The organism is Streptomyces sp. NPDC050509 (assembly GCF_044457965.1).
Lineage (GTDB): Bacteria > Actinomycetota > Actinomycetes > Streptomycetales > Streptomycetaceae > Streptomyces.
In genome coordinates this window covers 616,957-637,295 of record NZ_JBITHL010000003.1, presented here as the reverse complement: position 1 = coordinate 637,295, position 20,339 = coordinate 616,957, and the positions used below count along the sequence as shown (strand labels likewise).

Here is a 20,339-nt window from a genome sequence, read left to right as displayed (position 1 = left end):
CCAGAACAGCGCCAGCGAAACGGCGGCGATGAACGCGCCTATGAACACGGACGTGACCACACGGCCCCCCTCGGCCTGGGTGGCCGCGGCGAGGCCCCCCTGGCCGTCGGCACACCCGTCATCCCCCTGTGCGCATGTCCCCCACGCGCACTTGTTGCGTCTAACGTGAAGACAATAAGGGGGACCTGTGGCGACAGGGGGGCCGATTGGGTGAATACTGCGTTTCAGTCCCATTCACCACGGGTCGGAAATCAGCCACCCTCTACTCGAACACGCCCAATTCACCCTTCAGGTGTTCGAGCTCGGTCGTCGGGGCGGAACAGACGAAGCGCCGGCAGACATACGCGGTGGCCCGCCCGTCGACCAGCGGCCGGTCCGCCAGCAGGGGGAACTCCTCGCTCCCCGGCGCGACGACCGCACCGGCCGCGACGACGGCGCCGGGCGCGGTGGCCAGCAGAGCGGCACGGTGCATCTCGGCGCCCCCCTCCCCCATACCCAGGACCGCGATCTCCCGGGGCCCGTCGAGCGCGGCCTCGGCGACCGCGAGCCCCCAGCCGATGAAGCGCGGCACCCGCGGCCCGAGCGCCTTCACGACCCCCAACGCCCCTTCGGCCGCGCTCCGGTGACGCTCGGAGCCGGTGTGCGCCGCATACGAGAGGAGCGCCCCGGCGGCGGCCGTCCAGCCGGACGGGGTGGCGTTGTCCGTCGGGTCCTGGGGCCGGCGGATCAACGGTTCGGCGTCGTCTGCCGTGTCGTACAGGGCGCCGCCCTCCCCCACGAACCGGTCGAGCACGATGTCCAGCAGGAACCCGGCGAATTCCAGCCACACTCCCTCACCGGTGACCCCGGCCAGCGCGAGGAACCCTTCCGCCACATCGGCGTAGTCCTCCAGCACCCCGGCGTTCGCGCCGACCCGGCCGTCCTTCGAGGTACGGGCCAGCCGCGCCGCGTCGTCCAGGTGGAGGCGTACCAGCAGATCGGCGGCCTCCGTGGCCCGCTCCACCAGGTCCGGCCGGTCGAAGTACGCGCCGGTCTCGGCCAGCGCGGCGATGGCCAGCCCGTTCCAGGCGGCCACGATCTTGTCGTCGCGCCCCGGCCGCTCCCGCGACTCCTCACGGGCGGCGAGGAGCCGTGCCCGTACGGACTCGACGCGCCCGGCGTCCACCACCCCCTCCCCGAGGGGCAGTTGCAGCACGGAGGCGCCCTCCTCGAAGGTGCCCTCCTCCGTCACCCCGTAGTACTGGGCGGCGAACTCGGCGTCGGACTCCCCCAGAACCTCCCGCAGTTGGCCAGGCGTCCACACGTAGAAGGCGCCCTCGACATGCTTGCCGCTGCCGTCCGCGCTGTCCGCGTCCAGGGCGGAGGCGAACCCGCCCTCGGCGGTACGCAGTTCACGGACCATGAAGTCGGCGGTCTCCACGGCGACCCGGCGGGCCAGATCGGAGCCGGTGGCCCGCCAGACATGCGCGTACACCCGGCACAGCAGGGCGTTGTCGTACAGCATCTTCTCGAAGTGCGGCACGACCCACTCACGGTCCACGGAGTACCGCGCGAACCCGCCGCCGAGCTGGTCGTAGATCCCGCCGCGCGCCATCGCCTCGCAAGTGTCCGTCGCCATCTGGAGCGCGCCCTCGGAGCCGGTACGGGCGTGGTGCCGCAGCAGGAACTCCACCGCCATCGACGGCGGGAACTTCGGCGCCCCGCCGAACCCGCCCCGCTGCGCGTCGTACTCCCGGGTCAGCCCCAGCAGCGCCTGGGCGAGCTCCCCCTCCCCGGGCGGCCCGTCCCCGCCCTGCGCGAGCGACCGCCCGGCCAACTCCCCGACGATCCGCGCGGCCACCTCGGCGACCTCCTCGCGCCGTCCGGTCCAGGCCGAGCTGACGCCTTCGAGCACCTGCGGGAAGGAGGCCATGCCGTGCCGGGGCTCGGGCGGGAAGTACGTACCGAAGTAGAAGGGCGCACCGTCCGCGTCGAGAAACACGGTCATGGGCCACCCGCCCTGCCCGGTGGCGGCCTGTACGGCCTCCATGTAGACGGCGTCGACATCGGGCCGCTCCTCGCGGTCGACCTTGATGTTGACGAAGTGGGCGTTCATGTACTTGGCGGTGGTGACGTCCTCGAAGCTCTCGCCCGCCATCACATGACACCAGTGGCAACTCGAATACCCCACACTGAGCAGCACCGGCACCCCCCGCCGCCGCGCCTCGGCGAACGCCTCCGGCGACCAGGGCCACCAGTCGACGGGGTTGTCGGCGTGCTGGAGCAGGTACGGCGACTGGGAGTCGGCCAGACGATTCATACCGGCATCGTCGCACGATCGCTGGTAGCGGGCGGCCGTCCGCACTGGGCGGAGGGTCGCGGTGCGCAGCATCGCCGCCAAGCCGTAGGCCCCTGCCCGAGTCACGTTTCCGAACCTCCTGCCGCCATGAGGCCCCCCTGCGAGCACTGCCGGCGTGGGACCGTCGGCCACACACCCGACCAGCGGAAACGCAGCCTCAACTCCGGATGGACAACAGCTTCTGAACACGGGGCGCAGGCGGATACGGCAGCCGAGGGCGCGTCTTCTACGCGAGCTCACCCACGGAGAATTAAGTTGATACGTCAACCGAACCGAGTTAAGGTGACGTCCCGACCGAGGGAACTCCCGCCGAGTCGAGCGGAATCGGCCCCAAGAGGAGGTCACATGGCTGTCGACGTGCGCGACATGCCCGATGCGAAGCGTTACGAGGCCCGCGTCGACGGAGAGTCCAAGGTCGCGGGCGTCGCTGAATACATCCGTACGACGGAGATCGCCGCATTCGTTCACACCGAGGTCGCGCCAGAGTACGGAGGCAGAGGAGTGGGGTCCTCGCCGGCTCGCACAGCCCCTGACGAGGCACGGGCCGCGAACCTGTGAGCGCCGGCCACCTGCCCCTTCTTCGCGGGCTGGATCGCCCGGCGTCCCGAGTATCAGGGACCTCCTGTACCAGTCCCGCAGCAGGGTCAGCGACTGAACAAGCCGACACGGCAATGACGGAGGCTGGTATGGGCGACCGACCCAAGAAGAAGACAGCGTTCGGAGGAATCGCCGTTCCCCTCGCCGTCACCTGGCTTGTATGGGGAACCACCTATCTGGCGATCGCGTTCGGGCTGCGCGGGACGGAGCCCCTCACGCTCAGCTCGGTCCGGTTTCTGACAGCGGGTCTGCTGCTGTGGGGCTTGGCCGAACGCCGCCACGAGCCGCGGCTGACGGCCCTTCGGTGGCGACGGGCCACGCTCGTCGGGGTGCTGCTCTTCTCCGTGGGCATGGGCGGCGTGGCGTTGGCCGAGGAGTATGTCGACTCGGGCACGACGGCGCTGTTCATCGCCACGGTTCCGCTGTGGAGCGTGCTGCTGAACACCGCAAGGGGACGGCCGACGCGCGGCGCGGAATGGGCGGGGGTCTGGCTCGGCCTGGCGGGCGTCGCCGTGCTGTCGGCCGGACTCGGACGCGCCGGGCTGACGGGCGCGGCGATCCTCCTCCCGGCCGCCATGTGCTGGGTACTCGGCTCCCGTCTGGACGACCACTCAGCCGGCGTGCGCGGGCCGGCCGCGCAGATGCTCGCGGGCGGCGCGGTGCTGGCCTTGGCGGCCGCCGTCCGGGGCGAGTTCGCGTCACCGCCGCGGCCGACCTGGGGCGCCGGGCTCGCCCTCGCCTACCTCGTGGTCTTCGGGTCCCTGCTGGCGATGGCCGCCTACCGCCACCTCACCGCCCACACCGGCCCGGCTTTGGCCACGAGCTACGCCTTCACCACCCCGGTGATCGCTGTCCTGTCCGGCGCCCTCTTCCTGGACGAACCCCTCACACCCCATGTCCTGGCCGGAACCGCCCTCATCGCCGTCGCCGTCTCCACCACCCTCCTCACCGGATCCCGGCCTGCCGCAGGACCCACGACGACCGTGCCGGGACATCCTGAAGCAGTACGTATGCGGCGGCGTCCGGCGTCATCCCGTTGACCCCCGCCGCCACGTGCCACGGCACCGTGCCGGGCCTGGTAACCAGTGCGGCGGGATCGGCCGGTGCGAACGGGGCGCGGGAGGGGTGAGCGAGGTGCCGAGCGCCTCGTCGCCGACCTCGGTCCCCGTCACACCCTCGCCGATGGCGTCGACCACGCCGGCCACGCCGGACCCGGGACCGGCGCGGAGGACAAGCGGGATCTGCTCACGCGTCGCTCCCTGGAGGATCTTCCAGTCGATGGGACCGGCACCGGCCGCGCGCACGGCCGGCCGTACCTGACCCGGCCCAGGGGCCGGATGCGTCACATCGACGATACGCAGTTGTTCCGTGGTGCCGTAATCGGAGAACTGCACCGCAAGGGGACATCTCCCGGCTCCCTCTTCTTCAGCGGATGTGCCGGGTCAGCCTTGGGTGAGACGTTCCGCTTCGGCGACCGGCTCGCCGAAGACGCCGCGAACATCCAGGTGGATCGACCCGCAACCGTCAGCAGGCCATGCCCCGAGAGTGCCGCTCTTCGGCGGACACCCCTCGGAGTCGTGGTGGCCTCGACCGGGCGGAGTGGGGAGGGGGCGCTCATGCGATCGGTGCCCGGCGCCTATTCAGTGATCTGTCAACTACGTCTACATTTGCCTCATGGGGCAGACGGTGCGCTGGTTGACGGCGGAGGAGCAGCACGCGTGGCGGAGCTTCATCCGCATGAATGAGAGGCTCACGGGCCGGTTGTCCCGTTTGTTGCAGACGGAGTCCAACGTGTCGCGTGCGGACTTCGCTGTACTGGTCGAGTTGACGGACGTACCGGACGGGCGGGGGCGGTTTCTGGACGTTGCCAGGTCGCTGGAGTGGGAGAAGAGCCGGATGTCCCATCACATCTCCCGGATGGTGAAGCGCGGGCTGGTGGTGCGGGACGAGTGTGCCGAGGACGGCCGTGGCGCGTTCGTGGTGATGACAGATGAGGGGCGAGCGATGATCGAAGCCGCCGCCCCGCGTCATGTGGACGCGGTGCGTGAGCTCTTCCTCGACAACGTCACGCCGTCGGAGCTGCGGTTGCTGGCTCGGATCTCCGAGCGCGTGGTGGAGAAACTGAACGAGGGACCACCCTGACCGGAACGGGCGGCCCGGCGTGCGTCATGCGGCCGGCGTGAGCGTCGCCGCAGTGGTCGCTGAGAGCGGGACGAGAACGAAGGGGGCACCTTGGCGCTCACCCGGGTCTCAGGGCCGGCGTAGTCGTCGGCGCAGACGTGATGGCCCACGGCGCCGATCACGGTGAGAACGAAGCCGGTGGCCGCCGCGATGCCTTGCGGCTGCCAGAAGAGACACACGATCAGGTTCGCCGCCGCTGCGACCTCGCCATTCCGATGAAACGAACCGTGCCGCACTCAACCCGATGTGCCACTGCGACCTCGCGGTGACACTGCCGTGAGCATGCCTTGGGCGTACCCGTATCCGTATTCGGCGTGACAAATGCGTGAAGAACGCCGAGAACGGCGGCGATGGCGCACACCGATGTTCGGAGACCTCATGAAGACTCGCGCGACTCGTCAACCAAGTCTCCGTCGCATCGGCCACGCCGAAGGCCGGCGGTATGGCGGGCAGCCGCCTCTACTTGTCGTGATGCGGCGGTACGGGGTGCTTGCTCATGATCGACACGCGATTGAACGCGTTGATGGTGATCGCGACCCAGATCGCGGCCGAGATCTGATCCTCGGAGAGAACCTGCCGGGCGGCCTCGTAGGCGGATGCCTGGGTCGCGGCGTTCACCGGATCGGTTGCGGCCTCGGCCAGCGCCAGGACGGCGCGCTCCGAAGGAGTGAACAAACCGGTGTCCTGCCATGCGCTCAGGATTCCGAGTCTCCGCGGTGATTCACCGGCGCGCAGGGCCGCTCCGGTGTGCACGTCGAGGCAGTAGGCGCAGCCGTTGAGTTGCGACACGCGGAGGTTGATCAGTTCCACGGTGATGCGGTCGAGCCCGGCCTCGGAGGCTGTCGCTCGGACGGCCTCCGAGGCCTGCACCAAGGCATGGAAGGCTTTGGGGCTCTGCTTGTCGATGAAGATCCTGCGGGATGGGGAGCTGTGGGTGCGGTTGCTCACGCCGGAGCCTCCTTAGGGCCACATCGGAGTGGCCTGTGTTCGTGCGGGTGTCGTGGCCATCGGCCTGCCTCCATGGCATCATAGTTGACGTAACAACCAGATCGTTGGGGAGGTGCTCCCGGTGAGCAATGCGGAAACCGATGCCGCGGCTCTGCGCTGCGGTGCGCTCGTCGAAGGCGACCGGCCGACCGGGGCGCCCCGGGTCGATGTCCTGTCGGCGCGTGAGGTCCCCTTGGGCGGTCCACGTGCGATGCGCGTGCGGCGGACGCTGCCGCAGCGGGAGCGCACACTCATCGGCGCCTGGTGCTTCGCCGATCACTACGGCCCGCACCAGGTCGCCGCGTCGGGCGGCATGGACCTGCCCCCGCATCCGCACACCGGACTGCAGACGGTGAGCTGGCTGTTCAGCGGCGAGCTCGAGCATCGCGACACCCTCGGCACCCGTGCCCTGGTCCGGCCCGGCGAGATGAACCTCATGACCGGCGGATACGGCATCACCCACTCGGAGGTCTCCACTCCGGACACCACCGTCATCCACGGCGTCCAGCTGTGGGTCGCGCTGCCCGAGGAACACCGCGACACGGCCCGGGACTTCCAGCACTACGTGCCCGAACTCGCACGGGTCGACGGGGCCGAGATCAGGGTCTTTCTCGGCTCGCTCGGCGGTCGGACCACCCCGGTCCGCACCTTCACGCCGCTGCTCGGCGCCGAGATCGTCATTGAACCGCACGCGACGCTCACTCTCGCCGTGGACGTGACGTTCGAGCACGGCCTCCTCGTGGACGGCGGGGACATCCGCCTGATCGACACTGTGCTGCGGCCTGCCGAACTCGGCTACGTCCCTCGCGGCGCGGACACTCTGACGATGGTGAACGAGACCGACGCCCCGGCACGGGCCATCCTCCTCGGAGGACCTCCCTTCGAGGAGGAGATCGTCATGTGGTGGAACTTCATCGGTCGCAGCCACGAGGACATCGTGAAAGCCCGCGAGGGCTGGGAGGCCTCCTCCGACCGCTTCGGCGTCATCGAGGACTTTCCCGGCGGACGCCTTCCCGCACCGGCCCTGCCGAACGCCGTCATCACACCGCGCCGGAACCCACCGACCAGCTGACCTCCCTCACGAAAGGCACACCATGAGCGAGTCCTCCATCACCACCGTCGTCGAGCGGGTGGACGCCGATAGCCGGTACGAGATCCTTGCCGACGGCCAACGCGCCGGTCTGACCGCCTACCGTGACCTGGGCGTGCAGCGTGTCTTCTTCCACACGGAGATCGACGAGGCCTTCGCCGGCCAGGGGCTGGGCGCCCAGCTGGTCCAGCAGGCACTCGTCGACGTGCGCGCATCCGGAATGCGGATCGTCCCGGTCTGCCCCTACGTTGCCAAGTTCCTCAAACGGCACGACGAGTTCGCGGACATCACCGACCCGGTCACACCCGATGTCCTGCGGTGGCTGGAGGCACAGCTTGGCTGAGCACGTAAGTCCGACCCGGATGTAGGGCGTGATGGAGGGCAGTGGCGCCCAGCCCGAATCGTGCGGCCGGTGTCCCGCGGAGCTTCCGGTGCACCAGTGCCCCGGAGCCATACACGCGTGCCAGGGATGTCATGGCGCGGACGTGATACGAAGCCCCTACCGGGAGCGCGTCGCGGCCGGTGGAATCAAGACGTGTCCACTGCGGTAGTCGCGCCGCACACGAAAACCTACGTCCTCGTCCCATGGCGCCTGGCACAGCGGGCGCGCCTGGAACCGGGTGGTCCCCTGTTGACGCCGGCCGGGTATCGGCCGTTTTCCCGCCCCAGGACGTGGGCCCGGTCCACTCCTGGGTCCGGTGGTGCTGTTCCGTCACGGGATGCCCGGATCGGCGGTCCACCTGCCCTCGGCCCTCGGCCCACTGGTCGATCGTGGATTCCGGGTGGGCACCTGCTCGCGGACGGGATACGGCAACTCGACCCGTTCGGTCGGTCGTACAGTCGCCGACTCGGCTCGGGACTGCGCCCAACTCCTCGATCAGATGGGGGTCACCCCGCTACCTCCCCTTCGGCTGGTCCGGAGGGGGGCCACACGCGCCGGCGACTGCGCCGACGCTGGGACATGTTGGCCAGATGCTGGATGCCCTGACTGCGCGGTCCGGCCGACGTCAGAGTTCGGACTCGCCGACGGGACCGGGACGGCACGCTCGGCCGGCGGCGACACCGATGGACAGTCGCTGACCTGCTTCAGCTCGACGAGCAGGAGCTGCGGCCCGAGGTGGCAGCAGCAGTTCGCCGGTGCCGAGCGCGAGATCAGCATGCTCGTCCACGCAACCCTGTTCCTGCCCGAACACGGCGGACTCGTGCGCTCCTCGCCGAGAAGGCAACTGCCACCGGCCACACAACGGCGTTCGCGGCCAACCACCAGCTTCGTGCCTCTAGGCCGGCGTCATCAACTCCGGTCGGCTTGCGGATAGTTGACGTATCAAGCTCCAAGAGTAATATAGATGACACATCACCTACATGGCGGGGCGGGGCGCTGCTGATACCGGGGGCCGTCCCTGTATACGGGGCCGGCGCTGGTTCGTGGAGCGGTCAACCGATTCAGAGTGACGGTTGGCCGGCTCGGCCTCAGGAGCGGCGTACGGCCGAATCGACGGTGACCCGTCCGGGCACGCGGAAACAGAGACCAGGAAATGGATCCCATGAGCAAGGAAGCAAAGTCCGGACTTCAGGCACTGCTGACACCCGAGGAGAGCGTCGTCGTCCTGATCGACCACCAGCCGTTCCAGTTCGCCAACCTGAACAGCCACGAACCCACGATGACATGGCCCAGGGAGACGCCTCCCTGATTCCCGGGATCTACGAACGGCCTCTCGACGAGGACCAGGTTGATCTCGTCGTAGGCGGTTACGGCACCAACACCGAACTGCCGGCCATGCCGTTGGTGATGGAGCGGCAGCACTTCTTCGTGGGGCTCATGGGCCTCGGTGTCAACAATGCGCTTGTCCATCCGACTACTTCGCCATGATCCCGACCGGGCCGGATCCGAACGCCGCGCTCACCGATGGGTTCTTCGAACTCGTCGCCCAGCCGAATCCCCGACCGACGACCGTGGCGCTCTTCTCCGCGGATGCCGAGTTCTCGCGCAATCCTGTTCTCGGCGCCAGGGCCCATGCCTAGAAGCACAGGATCAAGGTCGTCCACGAGGCCACCTATCCGCTGTCGACCGCAGACTTCACGCCCGTCACTCGGACCGTTGCTCAACGGCTTCGTGAACTACGAGTACTGGGCTCCGGTTCCCAAAATGATGTTCCCGGGCATTCGGGAACTGCTGAACACCTACCAGGCACGGGCCGGCGAAGCCGGTGCCGACCTGGTTGGGCATGACGTGTGCCACTCGCGTACGCCGAATCCGCAGGGACGGAGAATCGAAGAATGGTTGAATTATCCCTCGCGCAACTTCATCCCTCACTGGACGATCCAGTCCTGCTCTCGATGAATCTGCTGAACGACATCGCCTCGGACCACCCGCAGGCGGTGTCCTTCGCCGCCGGCCGACCCTACGAGGAATTCTTCCGGGTCGAGCAGCTCTACGACTACCTGGGCACCTTCGTCACACACCTCACCGAGGTGGTGGGGCTGACGGACGAGGAGGCCCGCAGAACGGTGTTCCAGTACGGGCGGACGAAGGGCGTCATCCACGACCTGGTCGCCCGTTACCTTGAGATCGACGAGGGCATCACCGTCGACCCTGAAGCGGTGGTGGTGACCGTCGGCAGCCAGGAGGCGATGTTCCTGACGCTGCAGTCCCTGCGCGCCTCCCCGCAGGACGTCGTCCTCGCCGTCGCGCCCACCTACTTCGGACTGACCGGCGCCGCGCGCCTGCTGGACATGCCCGTGCTGGGCGTCAGGGACGGAGACGGCGGCCTCGACCTCGCCGACCTCGCTCGTCAGGTGGCAGCGGCCCGCGCCCGCGGACAACGCCCGCGCGCCCTCTACCTCGTGCCCGACTTCTCCAACCCCACCGGAGTGAGCCTGGACCTGGCCACCCGAATCGCCCTGCTCGACCTGGCGGCCGATCTCGATCTGCTGATCATCGAGGACAACCCCTACGGCCTCTTCCAAGCCGGCACCGCCACCCGGCCGCCAACCCTCAAGGCGCTCGACACACGGCAGCAGGTCGTGCACGTCGGCTCCTTCGCCAAGACCGGCCTGCCCGGCGCCCGCGTCGGCTTCGTCGTGGCCGACCAGCCCGTCATCAGGGACGGCCGCCCGGCGGGTACGCTCGCGGACCAGCTGTCGCTGATCAAGAGCAACGTCACTCTCAACACCTCACCCGTCGCCCAGGCCGTCATCGGCGGCAAGCTTCTGCGCCACGGGTGCAGCATGGTCGCCGCGAACAAGCGCGAGATCGAGGTTTACCGCGCCAACCTGCGGCACATGCTGACCGGCCTCACCGCGCGCTTCGCCGCTACCGGCCCGGTGACGTGGAACACCCCGGCCGGCGGGTTCTTCGTCGTCCTGACGGTGCCGTTCGACGTGGACGACCGTTCGCTGCGCAGATCGGCGCGCGACCACGGGGTCATCTGGACCCCCATGCACCATTTCCACACCGGCATGGCCTCCTCTCATCAGATTCGGCTGTCCTTCAGCCTGCTCGACGACGCGTCGATCGACGAGGGACTCGACCGGCTGACCGCCTTCGTGACGGCCGAGGCCCAGGCTCCCGGTCATTCCGTCTGATCGCCCTCCTTCTCCCGCCCCCGGTCCGACCGGAAAGCTGCCATGTCAAGCAGCCGTCCATGTGCCCAAGAGAGCGTGTCCGACGACTTACGTGATAACGGGCGTCGACCGGTGCGAAATCCGCCCTACGTCCGTGTACGGAAAGACACCCCCTGCGTCGGTGATATCTCCGTCGGCCTGCCCGCGTGCCGTCGCACGAGTGATTCGGTGACCATTCGACCCGAAAAGGAAGCCAATGATCAGACACATTGTCCTGTTCAAGTTCAAGCCAGGCTTCGGCTGGCAGGATTCCGCGGCCCTCGCGGCCGAGCGGTCCTCGCTGCTCGTCGGCGAGCGGGTGCCCGGCCTCCTGCACTGGCAGGTGGGCCGCAACACCGCCGACCGTCCGATCGCCTACGACTTCGCCGCGATCGGCCTGCTGCCCGACCAGGACACCCTGCGCAGCTACCAGGACCACCCCTTCCACCAGGAATCCGCGGCGCTGTGGCAGGCCATCAGCACCTGGATCGTCGCCGACATCGAGGAGTGACGCATGACCATCGAGCTGGGCTGGATCGACGTCCGGCCCGCACTGGCCGGGCCCCCGGCCATCGGAACGCTCGGCCCGGAGGGCACGAGCAGCGAGCAGGCCGCCCGGCTGCTGCGGACCCGCCTATCCGACGGGCCGCCGGTCGTGCTCAGGACGACCTACGAACAGGCCGTGGAGGACCTGAAGGCCGGCACCGTCAGTCATGTGGTCGTCGCCAACGCCTATCGGGACATCCATCACTTCTACATGGCCGACGACATCGCGCTGGCCGGCGTCTTCGTCATGGACACCCCGCTGTACGGCATCGCCCGGCGTGCCGACGGCGGTCCGCTGTCCGACCGCCCGAGTGTGGTGACGCACCCCTCGCCGCGACCGCTGGTCGACCAACTACTGCCCACCGCATACCAGTTGGCCGAATTAGCCACTGCGGACTCCACCAGCCAGGCGGCCCAGGCCGTGGCCGAGCACCGCTACGACCTCGCGCTCACCACCGAACCGGCCGCCACACGGCACGGACTGCGCTTCATCTCCCGGCTGCGCCCGATCCGCATGGTCTGGTCGGTCTTCGTCCGCACCTGAGCCCGCACCCCACCACCCGCACAGCCACACCTCGGCTCCCGGTGCCGACACGCCCGTCTCGCCGCGCTCCGGATTGGCCCTCGGATGTGTCAAGTAAACGGCTGGTCTTGGTGGGCGATGGCGTCGAGCTCGAACCCCGGGTAGTGGCCGCCCGGGCATCGACGATGGCGAGGGCCGGCGGCAGCCGGGCGTGGTTCGTGATCAGCTCGCCCACCCTCCGGGGCTCGGCCCCCAGACGTACGGCGCCGATGCGGCGCGCGAGGAAGCCGTGCACCTCGGCGGGCGTCGGCGGGTCCAGCCCTCGCAGGTGACGGTCTCGTCGCCGGGCGTCGCGGTTCAGCGGCGCCCGGCCGGGGCTCAACGGCGTGATTCCCAACGGAAGAGGCGGGAGGCGAGCGCGAGGGCGACGACGACCCAGCCCAGTGTGGGGACCAGCAGGATCAGTGAGTCCGCGACGGCGTCGTCTTCCCAGGCGTTGACGACCAGTTCGGTGGCCGCGCCGGCGGGAAGCAGCCGCTTGAGCGGGGCGAGGTCCTCGAACAGCGTGTGACCGCCAACGGGGGCAAGCTCACCGTGGACCAGAAGGACGGGCGATTCCTGGCCCCCGCCGTCTTCCCGTCGCCCGTCCCCGAGGCACAGGATGTACGGCCCAGACGAGTCCACGCTGAGCCATGAATTGCCACGGTCAGGGCGCCCGGTTGACGCGGGGCGGAGAAGGAACAGCTCCACCATGGCGCCTATCCCCAGGTGAGCGGATCCAGATGGAGATAGAACCGCTCCCGGTCACGGTCGAGTGCGACCCCGTACCGGTCGGCGAACGCCTCGTCCGCCGCGCGCGCCTGCCGCTCGTCGCCCCAGGTCTCCCGGGAGTTGGCGAGGAGCAGCGCGATGTCGGCGTACGGGTCGGCCCGGCCGAGGCGGCCGAGATCGATGAAGCCCGTCACCTCCAGCGTCTCCGGGTCGAGAACGATGTTGGGCAGACACAGATCCCCGTGGCACACGACGCTCAGTGCGGCCTCCTGGGCGAGGCGCCGGCCGAGCTGGGGTTCGAGCCGCGCCAGCAGTGTGCCGGCGGGCGTTCCCCGCTGCTCCTCGGGGAGGAAGTCCGGATCGACGGCGTCGCGCGCGACGACCTCGCGCGCGAGCGCGAACATCCGCGTGAGGTCACGGGTGAACGGACACTCCCGTACGGGAAGATCGTGCAACCGGCGCACGGCGTCGGCGATCGCTGCCCACCCCTCCCGGAGCCCGGCGGCGGGCAACCGGTCGGCGGGGACCCCCACCACGGCGCTGGTCACCAGACAGGCCCCCGCGTCACCGGCACGCCAGTCGAGCACACGCGCCCCGGGAACGCCCCGCGCCGCGAGCCACCCGACCCGGTCGCGCTCCTCCTCCAGCGCCCCCACCTGACCGGTGGGAACACACTTCGCGTACCGCGATCCGTCCTCGGCCCGGAACACACCGGCCCCGGACTCGCCGCCCGCCACGGGCTCCCAGCGGGCGGCGTCGGGGCCGTCCTTCAGCAACTCCCGGAACACATCGCTCACGGCGGCACCTTAACCGGCGGCGGTTCCGTCCGGGCTGCCCGGTCCGTCCTGGCCCCCGGCATCAGGGCAGGTGGGACCGCCGCACCGGCACGGCGGCCAGCGCAGCGCGGATCCGGGGACCAGGTCCGGCCCTTCCGAGGCCAGGTCACCCTCCGGAGTGAGCCCACCCTTCGGCACGACGAGTGTGCCGTCCACCCCGAAGGTGGCGATCATCAGCGACAACAGCCGCCGCCCGTCGCTACTCGCCATCGCGACACCGCCTCAGCCGGGCAGGGAAGGGTGTTCGAATGACGTGGCTTGTCATAGCCAACCTCTCGACAACACGTAACTGGACATGTTCATAGTGTGACCAGTGATGTCGCCCTGGAAGAGGTTCAGCGACCAACCTGCATTGTGGTCACGCCGACCTCCACCCACCTGGCTCGGCCTGCACGGACGCCACGGGTGGCACCCATTCCCAGAACTCTGGTCAAGGGGTTTCCATATGACGGAGCGGTACGGCGACTACAGCGGCGCGAGCAATCCGAGGGAGGTGTTCGGTGAAGCGCTGCGGGACGCGCGCGAAACGCGGGCGGCCGGGAAGCTGACACAGTCGGAACTCGCACGAAAGGCCCGCACGTCGAAATCGACCATCAGCCGGATAGAACGCGGGGTTCCGCCGATCGCCGGGAACCTGCCCGCGCTGTTCGATCAGATCTTCGAGACGGACGGCCTGTTCAAACGGCTGCACGAAGAGATCATCTCTCAGTCCTTCCCTGCGCTGTACCGACGCCGGATGGCGCTGGAGCGGGAAGCCCTGGCGGTGTGGGAGTGGTGCCCGTCAGTGGTCCCGGGTCTGCTCCAGACCGGGGACTATGCCCGTGCGTTGTTCCGGGCCAACGACCCGCGAGCCACCGAGGATGAGATCTCGGCATCGTTGCGTGCACGGCTCGCCCGACAGGACCTCTTGCGGAGCACTACACCGCCGCACGTCCGCGTAGTGCTGTGCGAGTCAGTGCTGAAACGACGCGTGGGAAACCCCGATGTGTTGCGCGAACAATTCGCGGTGCTCCTCAGGCAGGGGGAACAGCCGACCACGCGAATTCAGGTACTGCCACTCCACTCGGAACCGCATCTGCTCATGGAGTGGCCGGTCTCATTCCTGACGATGCCAAACCACGTGACGGTGGTCTGTGTTGAGACCTACCGTACGACGGGCATCATCGAAGAGCCCGAACACGTTCGAACGGCGATGCGCGCCTACGATGATCTGACGAGCGAGGCGCTCTCGGCGCGGGAAAGCGCTGCCCTCATCAGAGAGCGGATGGAGTCACTGTGAACACCAGCACCGCCCCCACCGCGTGGGTCAGGTCGACCTTCAGCGGCCCTGAGGGAGGCAGCAACTGCGTCGAGTGGTCACCCGCCCACGCCCACACCCACGGTGTCGTCCCCGTCCGTGACAGCAAGGTCCCGCACGGCCCCACCCTCGCCTTCTCCCCCGCCAGTTGGGCCGCACTCGTCGCATACGCCCGTACCTCCGGCGCGTAAGGCCCGCTGCGGGGGCTGCGGAGGTGGGCCGCAGGGCCGCAGGGCCGCCGCGTGTGAAGGCGCACGGTATTCGATCAGGTTCTCGGAGTGATCGGCGCCCATGACGCCGAAGCGCCCTCCGCGGCACGCGGAGGGCGCAATGTGCCGCCGTACGGCTCAGGAGGCCGTCAGTGGTCCTGCGCGGCCGGCTCCAGTACGAAGAGCGGGATCACGCGCTCCGTCTTCTTCTGGTACTCGGCGTAGTCCGGGAACGCCTCGACCGCGCGGGCCCACCACTGGGCCTTCTCCTCGCCCGTCACCTCGCGGGCCAGCATGTCCTGGCGGACCGGGCCGTCCTGGAGCTCGACGCGGGGGTCGGCGAGGACGTTGAAGTACCAGACCGGGTGCTTGGGGGCGCCGCCCAGGGAGGCGACCACGGCGTAGGCGCCGTCGTGCTCCACGCGCATCAGCGCGGACTTGCGGATCTTGCCGCTCTTCGCGCCCAGCGTGGTCAGGATGATGACGGGCAGGTCGCGGCGCTTTTCGTCGTCCGGGCCGACCAGGGATTCCAGCGTGGTGCCTTGCGTGCCGCCGGAGCTCTCGTACAGCTCCACCTGGTCGCGGACCAACTGCTGAACGCTCGGCTCGTACTCGCCTTTGAGGGGCATGCTGTCCATCTCCATGCTGTCGGGTGCTGTCGAAAGAGTCCTCGTCCGGTGGAACGCACGGGACGGAGGCAATCATTCCTGCACGGGGCCGCCGAACAGCCGAACGACAGGCACTACTCGCCATCGGGCCCCGTCCGCAGGACAATGTGCACTCACCATGCTCTCGGAGGGGGACGCACATGCGGGAAAGCCACCGGTCCGAGGCCGAGAGGCTGTTGGTGCGCGCCGTGGAGGAAGAGGTACGGCGCTCCGGCGGGCGGACCGACGGGAACGCGCTGCTGGCGCGCGGGCGCGGGGCCCTGGACGCGATGGCGGCCGGGGCGGCCGAGGAGTACGCCGCGTACACGCAGGCCCTGGACGCGGCGCGGGCGCAGGAGACGCCGCTGTCCCAGCGGTTCAGCCGGCAGAACATCGGCACGCCCGTCCTGGTCACGGCTGTCGCCGCCGTGGCCGCCGTCGGCGCCGACATGGCGCTGGGGACGGCCTCGGGGATCGCCCTCGGCGCGGGCGCCGTCGTCGCCGTGGCCGGGGCGGCGACCACCGTCGCCAAGGTGACCGCCTCGCACTGGCCGGCCGCGCACCGCAGAGCCGGTGCGGCCGGGCAGCCGGGCGGGGCGGAGCAGTTGCGGCTCCAGTGGCTGACGGCGTTGGAGGTACGGGGTATCCGGCCGTTCCTCGACCAGCAGCGGGTGCTGACCTCGGCGACGCGCCGAGGCGCCAAGAAGCCGTCCGCCGTACCGCAGTTGCGGGGCGGCGACCGCAGCGCCGCGGCCCGGCGCCGTACCGTACTGGAGCAGTCGTTCGGCCATCTCCCCGAGCCCGCCGGGCCGTTCGCGGGGCGTCGTGCCGAACTGGCCAGGATCGCCCAGTGGGTGCATGCCGCGCGGGCGTCGACGGAGACGAAGCCGACGGTCGTCGTGCTGTACGGCGCCCCCGGGTCCGGCCGCACGGAGCTGGCCGTACGGGCCGCGCACCAGCTCAGGGACCAGTTCCGGGGCGCCTGTCTGGTCGATCTGCGCGGCGGAAACACCCTGGAGTCGCCGCTGTCGACGCGGGACGCGCTGCTGCATCTGCTGAACCGGCTGGGCGCGCCGCGTGAGCAGTTGCTGTTCCGCGAGGGGGCCACCCCCGAGCAACAGGTGCGCAGACTGGGCGAGTTGTACCACCAGCATCTGACGGGGCTGCCGGTGACGGTGGTCCTGGACGACGCGTCCGACCCCGAGCAGGTGCGCACGCTCGTGCCCGAGCGCTCCGACAGCCTGGTGCTGGTGACGGCGCGGCGCCCCGTGGAGCTGCCGGCCGATGTGCCCGCCTGGGTGCACCAGTTGCCCGTCGAGGCGCTGGACGGGGCGGGCACCGAGGAGCTGCTGCGCGCCGCCGCCGGCACGGAGCAGGAGACGGCCACGGGAGCTCCGTACGACGTCCAGTCCGCCGACCGGGTACGGGAGTTGTGCGGCGGGCTGCCGCTCGCGCTGCGCATCGCCGGCTCCTCGCTCGGCGGCGGGCGCACCGCGCACCGACTGGCCGCCGATCTCGACGCGTACGGCCCGGTGGAGCCCGTCGAGCGCGCGCTGTGGCTCCGCTACACCGACCAGAACGACCAGGCCCGCCGGCTGCTGCGCCGGCTCGCGCTGGCGGGGCGCGCCTCGCTGGGCGCCGGCGCGGCGGCGGCGCTGCTCGCGACGGACGAGCAGGAGGCCGGGCGGGTGCTGACGGCGCTGGAGCGGGCCGGTCTGGTCGAGCACGTACGGGGCAGCCGCTACCGGCTGCACGACGTCGTACGGACCTTCGTGCACGCGCGGCTGCGCGAGGAGGAGCCCGCGGAGGAGCGGACGGCCGCGCAGGAGCGGCTGATCCGTAACTACGGCGAGCTGGCCGACTCGGTGATCCGGCTGGTCGACGGCAAGACGTCCACGCGCGCGGACCTCTTCAAGAGCGCGGCGGGCGCGCACGGCTTCTCGTCGCTGGACGCGGCGCTGCGCTGGCTGGACGACGAGTCGAGCTTCATCACGGCCACGCTGCGGCACGCGGAGGGGGTGGACCAGCAGGCGGTGCTCAATCTGCTGGGCGCGCTCTGCGACTACTGCCTGCTGCGCGGCGACCTCTACCGGCTGGGCGAGATCAACGAGTTGACGCAGGCGGTGGACCAGGGGCTGCTGGTGCGCTCGGTCCAGTGGCGTACGGGCATCGCCGCCCGGCAGCTCGGCGAGCTGGACAAGGCGCGTACGACGCTGACCTCCGTGGTGGGCCTCTACCAGGAGGCGCAGCACGAGGCGGGCGCGGCCCGCGCGCTCTGTTCGCTGGGCATCACCCTTCACCACCAGGGCAATCTGACGGAGGCGTCGGCGAGGCTGCGCGAGGCGCTGGCGCTCCAGGGGACGGCGGCGCTGGCGGGTGACCGCGGCTGGACGCTGCACGCGCTGGCGGCGGTGGAGCGGGACCGCGGGAGCCTGGAGGAGGCGTTCGGAATGCTCTCCGCGTCGCTGGAGCTGCACCGCGAGAGCGAGTCGGTGCACGGCGAGGCGTGGGCGCACTTCCAGCTCGGCCAGTTGTTCCTGCGGATGGGTGATGTGGCGCGCGCGGAGGGCGAGTTGCGCGCGGGTCTGGAGCTGTACGGCCGGACGCGGGACGGCCGCGGCGAGGCGTGGGCGACCACCCAGTTGGCGAGGGCGCGGCTGGTGGAGGGCGAACAGGCGCAGGCGGCCGAGCAGTTGCGCGAGGCGCTGGCCAGGCACCGGGACAACGAGGACGCGCGCGGCGAGGCGTGGACCCTGTACTACCTGGGCCAGGCGCTGGAGGAGGGCGGCGACCGCGACCAGGCGGTACGGGAGCTGGAGCGGGCGCGCTCGATGTTCTCGCGGATGCGCGACGTGTACGGGCTGGCCTGCGCCCGGCACCACTCGGGCCGGGTCACCCGCGACCAGCGCGCCGCGCAGACCGGCAACCTCCGCAACTCGGGGTTCGCCCGGCAGCTCCTGGTCGACGCCCGCGCGGACTTCCGGCGGATCGGGGTGGCGCACGGCGAGGCGTGGACGTGTCTGGAGCTGGCCGTCGTCGACGCGGGCAACAGCCGGGCGGCCCAGGCGCTGGCGCTGTGCGACGAGGCGACGGCGCTCTTCACGTCGTACGGCGACCACCGCGGCGCGGACTGGTCGCGCTTCCTGCGCTGCACGCTGCTGCCGTACGGCTCGGCGGGCGGTACGGAGGTGGGCTCGGCGGTGGCCGAACAGGAGTTGGCGGAGCTGGCCGCGGCGGACCATCCGGCGCGGGACGGGAAGCTGGCGGACTCGCTGGCCGCGTTCGCGGTGATGCTGGGCCGGGGCGTACGGCTGGAGGCCGGCTGGCAGGCGTGGGACCTCGGCATGGTGCCGAACCGGCACGCGCGCGAGGTGATGGGCGTGCCGGTGGAGGTCACGCCCGCCTGACACCCGTGCGTGCCGCGCGCGCGGAGCGCGAGGACGGGCCGCTCCCCTCCCAGGGGGCGGCCGTCCTTCAACTGCTGCCGCTACCGCTCGTCACTCTCCGTGGGCGGCGGGCGAGGCGGGCGACTGCTGCCCGGCCGGCGCCGTCGGCTGCCGCTCCGGGGCCTCCTCGAAGTTGACCTTGCCCATGTGGCGGGTCATCGACTTCATCAGCAGCCACACGCCGCCCGCCATCACCGCGAACACGATGAACCCCAGAACACCGGGTGTCACCTTGTTCTCGTCCAGCTCCTTGGCGAGAGGAACGAGCTGCGTCATTGCCTGGGTCGCATACATATCAGGCATTGTCGCGGATGCCCGCGAAGAGGTCGCTCTCGGGGAGGGACGTATCGACGAGCGACTTCGCCAGCTCGTACTCCTCGGTGGGCCAGACCTCGCGCTGGAGCTCCATCGGGATACGGAACCAGCCGCCGTCCGGGTCGATCTGCGTGGCGTGCGCGATCAGCGCCTTGTCGCGGATCTCGAAGAAGTCCGCGCAGGGGATGAACGTGGTCAGCGTCCGCTCCACCCGCTCCATCTCCTTCCACCGCTCCAGCCACTCGCCGTACGGGGACTCCAGGCCGCGGGTGAGCAGCGCCTCGTGCAGCGCGACCGTACGCGGCCGGTTGAAGCCCTGGTTGTAGTAGAGCTTCGCGGGCTGCCAGACCGGTCCGAAGTCCTCCTCGGGGAACTTCTCCTTGTCCGCCGCACCATCGAACGCGACCATGGAAATGGTGTGCGTCATGATGTGGTCGGGGTGCGGGTAGCCGCCGTTCTCGTCGTACGTGGTGATGACCTGCGGCCGGAACGCGCGGATCGACCGGACGAGCCGGCCCGCCGCCTCCTGCGGGTCCACCAGCGCGAAGCAGCCCTCGGGCAGCGGCGGCAGCGGGTCGCCCTCGGGCAGCCCGGAGTCGACGAAGCCGAGCCATTCCTGCTGGACGCCGAGGATCTCGCGGGCCTCGTCCATCTCCTTCTTGCGCACCTCGTGGATGTTCGCCTCGATGTAGGCGTCACCCTGGAGCTTGGGGTTGAGGATGGAGCCGCGCTCGCCTCCCGTGCAGGTCACGACCAGCACGTCCACCCCCTCGGACACGTACTTGGCCATGGTGGCCGCGCCCTTGCTCGACTCGTCGTCGGGGTGGGCGTGAACGGCCATCAGCCGTAGCTGCTCAGTCAAGACTCGATCCTCAGTGATGTGGCGCTTGGGTCGGCTTCTATAGTGACGGATATCGGGGGACGGAAATTCCGGCTGTCCCCGCCCGAGAGGA

The 20,339-nt window shown here is 69.9% G+C and carries 21 protein-coding genes and 2 pseudogenes; 14 read left to right on the top strand and 9 right to left on the bottom strand.

Annotated features, from left to right (window positions below):
* Nucleotides 1–262: 262 nt before the first annotated feature.
* Nucleotides 263–2,299: a thioredoxin domain-containing protein gene (locus ACIBJC_RS12100; RefSeq protein ID WP_399290933.1), complete on the bottom strand. Its 2,037-nt coding sequence runs from the start codon at nt 2,297–2,299 to the stop codon at nt 263–265.
* Between the two features lie 384 nt (nt 2,300–2,683).
* On the opposite strand from ACIBJC_RS12100, the pseudogene ACIBJC_RS12095 reads away from it, so the two are divergent.
* Together ACIBJC_RS12095 and ACIBJC_RS12090 are read left to right on the top strand one after the other, a co-directional pair.
* Nucleotides 2,684–2,993, top strand: a pseudogene (locus ACIBJC_RS12095) (GNAT family N-acetyltransferase).
* 31 nt (nt 2,994–3,024) lie between these two features.
* Nucleotides 3,025–3,975, top strand: a complete 951-nt coding sequence (locus tag ACIBJC_RS12090; protein ID WP_399290931.1) for an EamA family transporter — start codon at nt 3,025–3,027, stop codon at nt 3,973–3,975.
* Here ACIBJC_RS12090 and ACIBJC_RS12085 read toward each other — a convergent pair.
* Nucleotides 3,964–4,329 (bottom strand): alcohol dehydrogenase catalytic domain-containing protein, encoded by a 366-nt coding sequence (locus ACIBJC_RS12085; RefSeq protein WP_399290928.1) that lies wholly within the window; start codon nt 4,327–4,329, stop codon nt 3,964–3,966. The genes ACIBJC_RS12090 and ACIBJC_RS12085 overlap by 12 nt on opposite strands.
* Before the next feature lie 280 nt (nt 4,330–4,609).
* Between ACIBJC_RS12085 and ACIBJC_RS12080 the strand changes: the two genes are divergently transcribed.
* Entirely contained in the window at nt 4,610–5,077 is a 468-nt protein-coding gene (locus ACIBJC_RS12080) for a MarR family winged helix-turn-helix transcriptional regulator (protein ID WP_399290925.1), read from the top strand.
* A 498-nt stretch (nt 5,078–5,575) separates the two neighbouring features.
* On the opposite strand, the gene ACIBJC_RS12075 is transcribed toward ACIBJC_RS12080, so the two are convergent.
* Nucleotides 5,576–6,064: a carboxymuconolactone decarboxylase family protein gene (locus ACIBJC_RS12075; protein WP_399290922.1), complete on the bottom strand. Its 489-nt coding sequence runs from the start codon at nt 6,062–6,064 to the stop codon at nt 5,576–5,578.
* A gap of 121 nt (nt 6,065–6,185) precedes the next feature.
* On the opposite strand from ACIBJC_RS12075, the gene ACIBJC_RS12070 reads away from it, so the two are divergent.
* The 8 genes and pseudogenes from ACIBJC_RS12070 to ACIBJC_RS12035 all read left to right on the top strand — a co-directional run bounded on the left by ACIBJC_RS12070 (nt 6,186) and on the right by ACIBJC_RS12035 (nt 11,886).
* Complete coding sequence (locus ACIBJC_RS12070) at nt 6,186–7,175, top strand: pirin family protein (protein ID WP_399290919.1); 990 nt, start codon at nt 6,186–6,188, stop codon at nt 7,173–7,175.
* 22 nt (nt 7,176–7,197) lie between these two features.
* Nucleotides 7,198–7,536 (top strand): GNAT family N-acetyltransferase, encoded by a 339-nt coding sequence (locus tag ACIBJC_RS12065; RefSeq protein WP_399290916.1) that lies wholly within the window; start codon nt 7,198–7,200, stop codon nt 7,534–7,536.
* A gap of 1,201 nt (nt 7,537–8,737) precedes the next feature.
* Nucleotides 8,738–8,857 (top strand): annotated as a pseudogene (locus ACIBJC_RS12060) (hydrolase); the annotation flags it as partial.
* Between the two features lie 2 nt (nt 8,858–8,859).
* Nucleotides 8,860–9,063, top strand: a complete 204-nt coding sequence (locus tag ACIBJC_RS12055; RefSeq protein WP_399290913.1) for a hypothetical protein — start codon at nt 8,860–8,862, stop codon at nt 9,061–9,063.
* On the top strand, nt 9,060–9,215 hold the full coding sequence (locus tag ACIBJC_RS12050) for a hypothetical protein (RefSeq protein WP_399290910.1): 156 nt from the start codon (nt 9,060–9,062) through the stop codon (nt 9,213–9,215). Before ACIBJC_RS12055 ends, ACIBJC_RS12050 begins: the two co-directional genes overlap by 4 nt.
* Before the next feature lie 255 nt (nt 9,216–9,470).
* The gene (locus tag ACIBJC_RS12045; RefSeq protein ID WP_399290907.1) at nt 9,471–10,778 is read left to right on the top strand and encodes a PLP-dependent aminotransferase family protein; all 1,308 of its coding nucleotides are present in this window, start codon (nt 9,471–9,473) and stop codon (nt 10,776–10,778) included.
* 235 nt (nt 10,779–11,013) lie between these two features.
* The gene (locus ACIBJC_RS12040) at nt 11,014–11,307 is read left to right on the top strand and encodes a Dabb family protein (protein WP_399290904.1); all 294 of its coding nucleotides are present in this window, start codon (nt 11,014–11,016) and stop codon (nt 11,305–11,307) included.
* A gap of 3 nt (nt 11,308–11,310) precedes the next feature.
* Entirely contained in the window at nt 11,311–11,886 is a 576-nt protein-coding gene (locus ACIBJC_RS12035; RefSeq protein ID WP_399290901.1) for a hypothetical protein, read from the top strand.
* Nucleotides 11,887–12,243: 357 nt separating this feature from the next.
* Here ACIBJC_RS12035 and ACIBJC_RS12030 read toward each other — a convergent pair whose 3' ends face one another.
* The 3 genes from ACIBJC_RS12030 to ACIBJC_RS12020 form a co-directional block, all read right to left on the bottom strand.
* Nucleotides 12,244–12,549, bottom strand: a complete 306-nt coding sequence (locus tag ACIBJC_RS12030; RefSeq protein WP_399290898.1) for a hypothetical protein — start codon at nt 12,547–12,549, stop codon at nt 12,244–12,246.
* A 74-nt stretch (nt 12,550–12,623) separates the two neighbouring features.
* Nucleotides 12,624–13,433, bottom strand: a complete 810-nt coding sequence (locus ACIBJC_RS12025; RefSeq protein ID WP_399290895.1) for an APH(3'') family aminoglycoside O-phosphotransferase — start codon at nt 13,431–13,433, stop codon at nt 12,624–12,626.
* 9 nt (nt 13,434–13,442) lie between these two features.
* Nucleotides 13,443–13,682: a hypothetical protein gene (locus ACIBJC_RS12020; RefSeq protein ID WP_399290893.1), complete on the bottom strand. Its 240-nt coding sequence runs from the start codon at nt 13,680–13,682 to the stop codon at nt 13,443–13,445.
* Between the two features lie 235 nt (nt 13,683–13,917).
* On the opposite strand from ACIBJC_RS12020, the gene ACIBJC_RS12015 reads away from it, so the two are divergent.
* Nucleotides 13,918–14,751, top strand: a complete 834-nt coding sequence (locus ACIBJC_RS12015) for a helix-turn-helix domain-containing protein (protein ID WP_399290890.1) — start codon at nt 13,918–13,920, stop codon at nt 14,749–14,751.
* Nucleotides 14,748–14,960, top strand: a complete 213-nt coding sequence (locus tag ACIBJC_RS12010) for a DUF397 domain-containing protein (RefSeq protein ID WP_399290887.1) — start codon at nt 14,748–14,750, stop codon at nt 14,958–14,960. The genes ACIBJC_RS12015 and ACIBJC_RS12010 overlap by 4 nt, the downstream gene beginning before the upstream one ends.
* A 167-nt stretch (nt 14,961–15,127) precedes the next feature.
* On the opposite strand, the gene ACIBJC_RS12005 is transcribed toward ACIBJC_RS12010, so the two are convergent.
* Nucleotides 15,128–15,607: a nitroreductase family deazaflavin-dependent oxidoreductase gene (locus tag ACIBJC_RS12005; protein ID WP_399290884.1), complete on the bottom strand. Its 480-nt coding sequence runs from the start codon at nt 15,605–15,607 to the stop codon at nt 15,128–15,130.
* Between the two features lie 179 nt (nt 15,608–15,786).
* Between ACIBJC_RS12005 and ACIBJC_RS12000 the strand changes: the two genes are divergently transcribed.
* Nucleotides 15,787–19,032, top strand: coding sequence for a tetratricopeptide repeat protein (locus ACIBJC_RS12000; protein ID WP_399290881.1), 3,246 nt, complete (start codon nt 15,787–15,789; stop codon nt 19,030–19,032).
* A gap of 90 nt (nt 19,033–19,122) precedes the next feature.
* Here ACIBJC_RS12000 and ACIBJC_RS11995 read toward each other — a convergent pair whose 3' ends face one another.
* Both ACIBJC_RS11995 and mca read right to left on the bottom strand, forming a co-directional pair.
* Nucleotides 19,123–19,365, bottom strand: coding sequence for a hypothetical protein (locus ACIBJC_RS11995; protein WP_399290878.1), 243 nt, complete (start codon nt 19,363–19,365; stop codon nt 19,123–19,125).
* A gap of 1 nt (nt 19,366) precedes the next feature.
* Nucleotides 19,367–20,248, bottom strand: a complete 882-nt coding sequence (gene mca, locus ACIBJC_RS11990) for a mycothiol conjugate amidase Mca (RefSeq protein WP_399290876.1) — start codon at nt 20,246–20,248, stop codon at nt 19,367–19,369.
* Between the last annotated feature and the right edge of the window lie 91 nt (nt 20,249–20,339).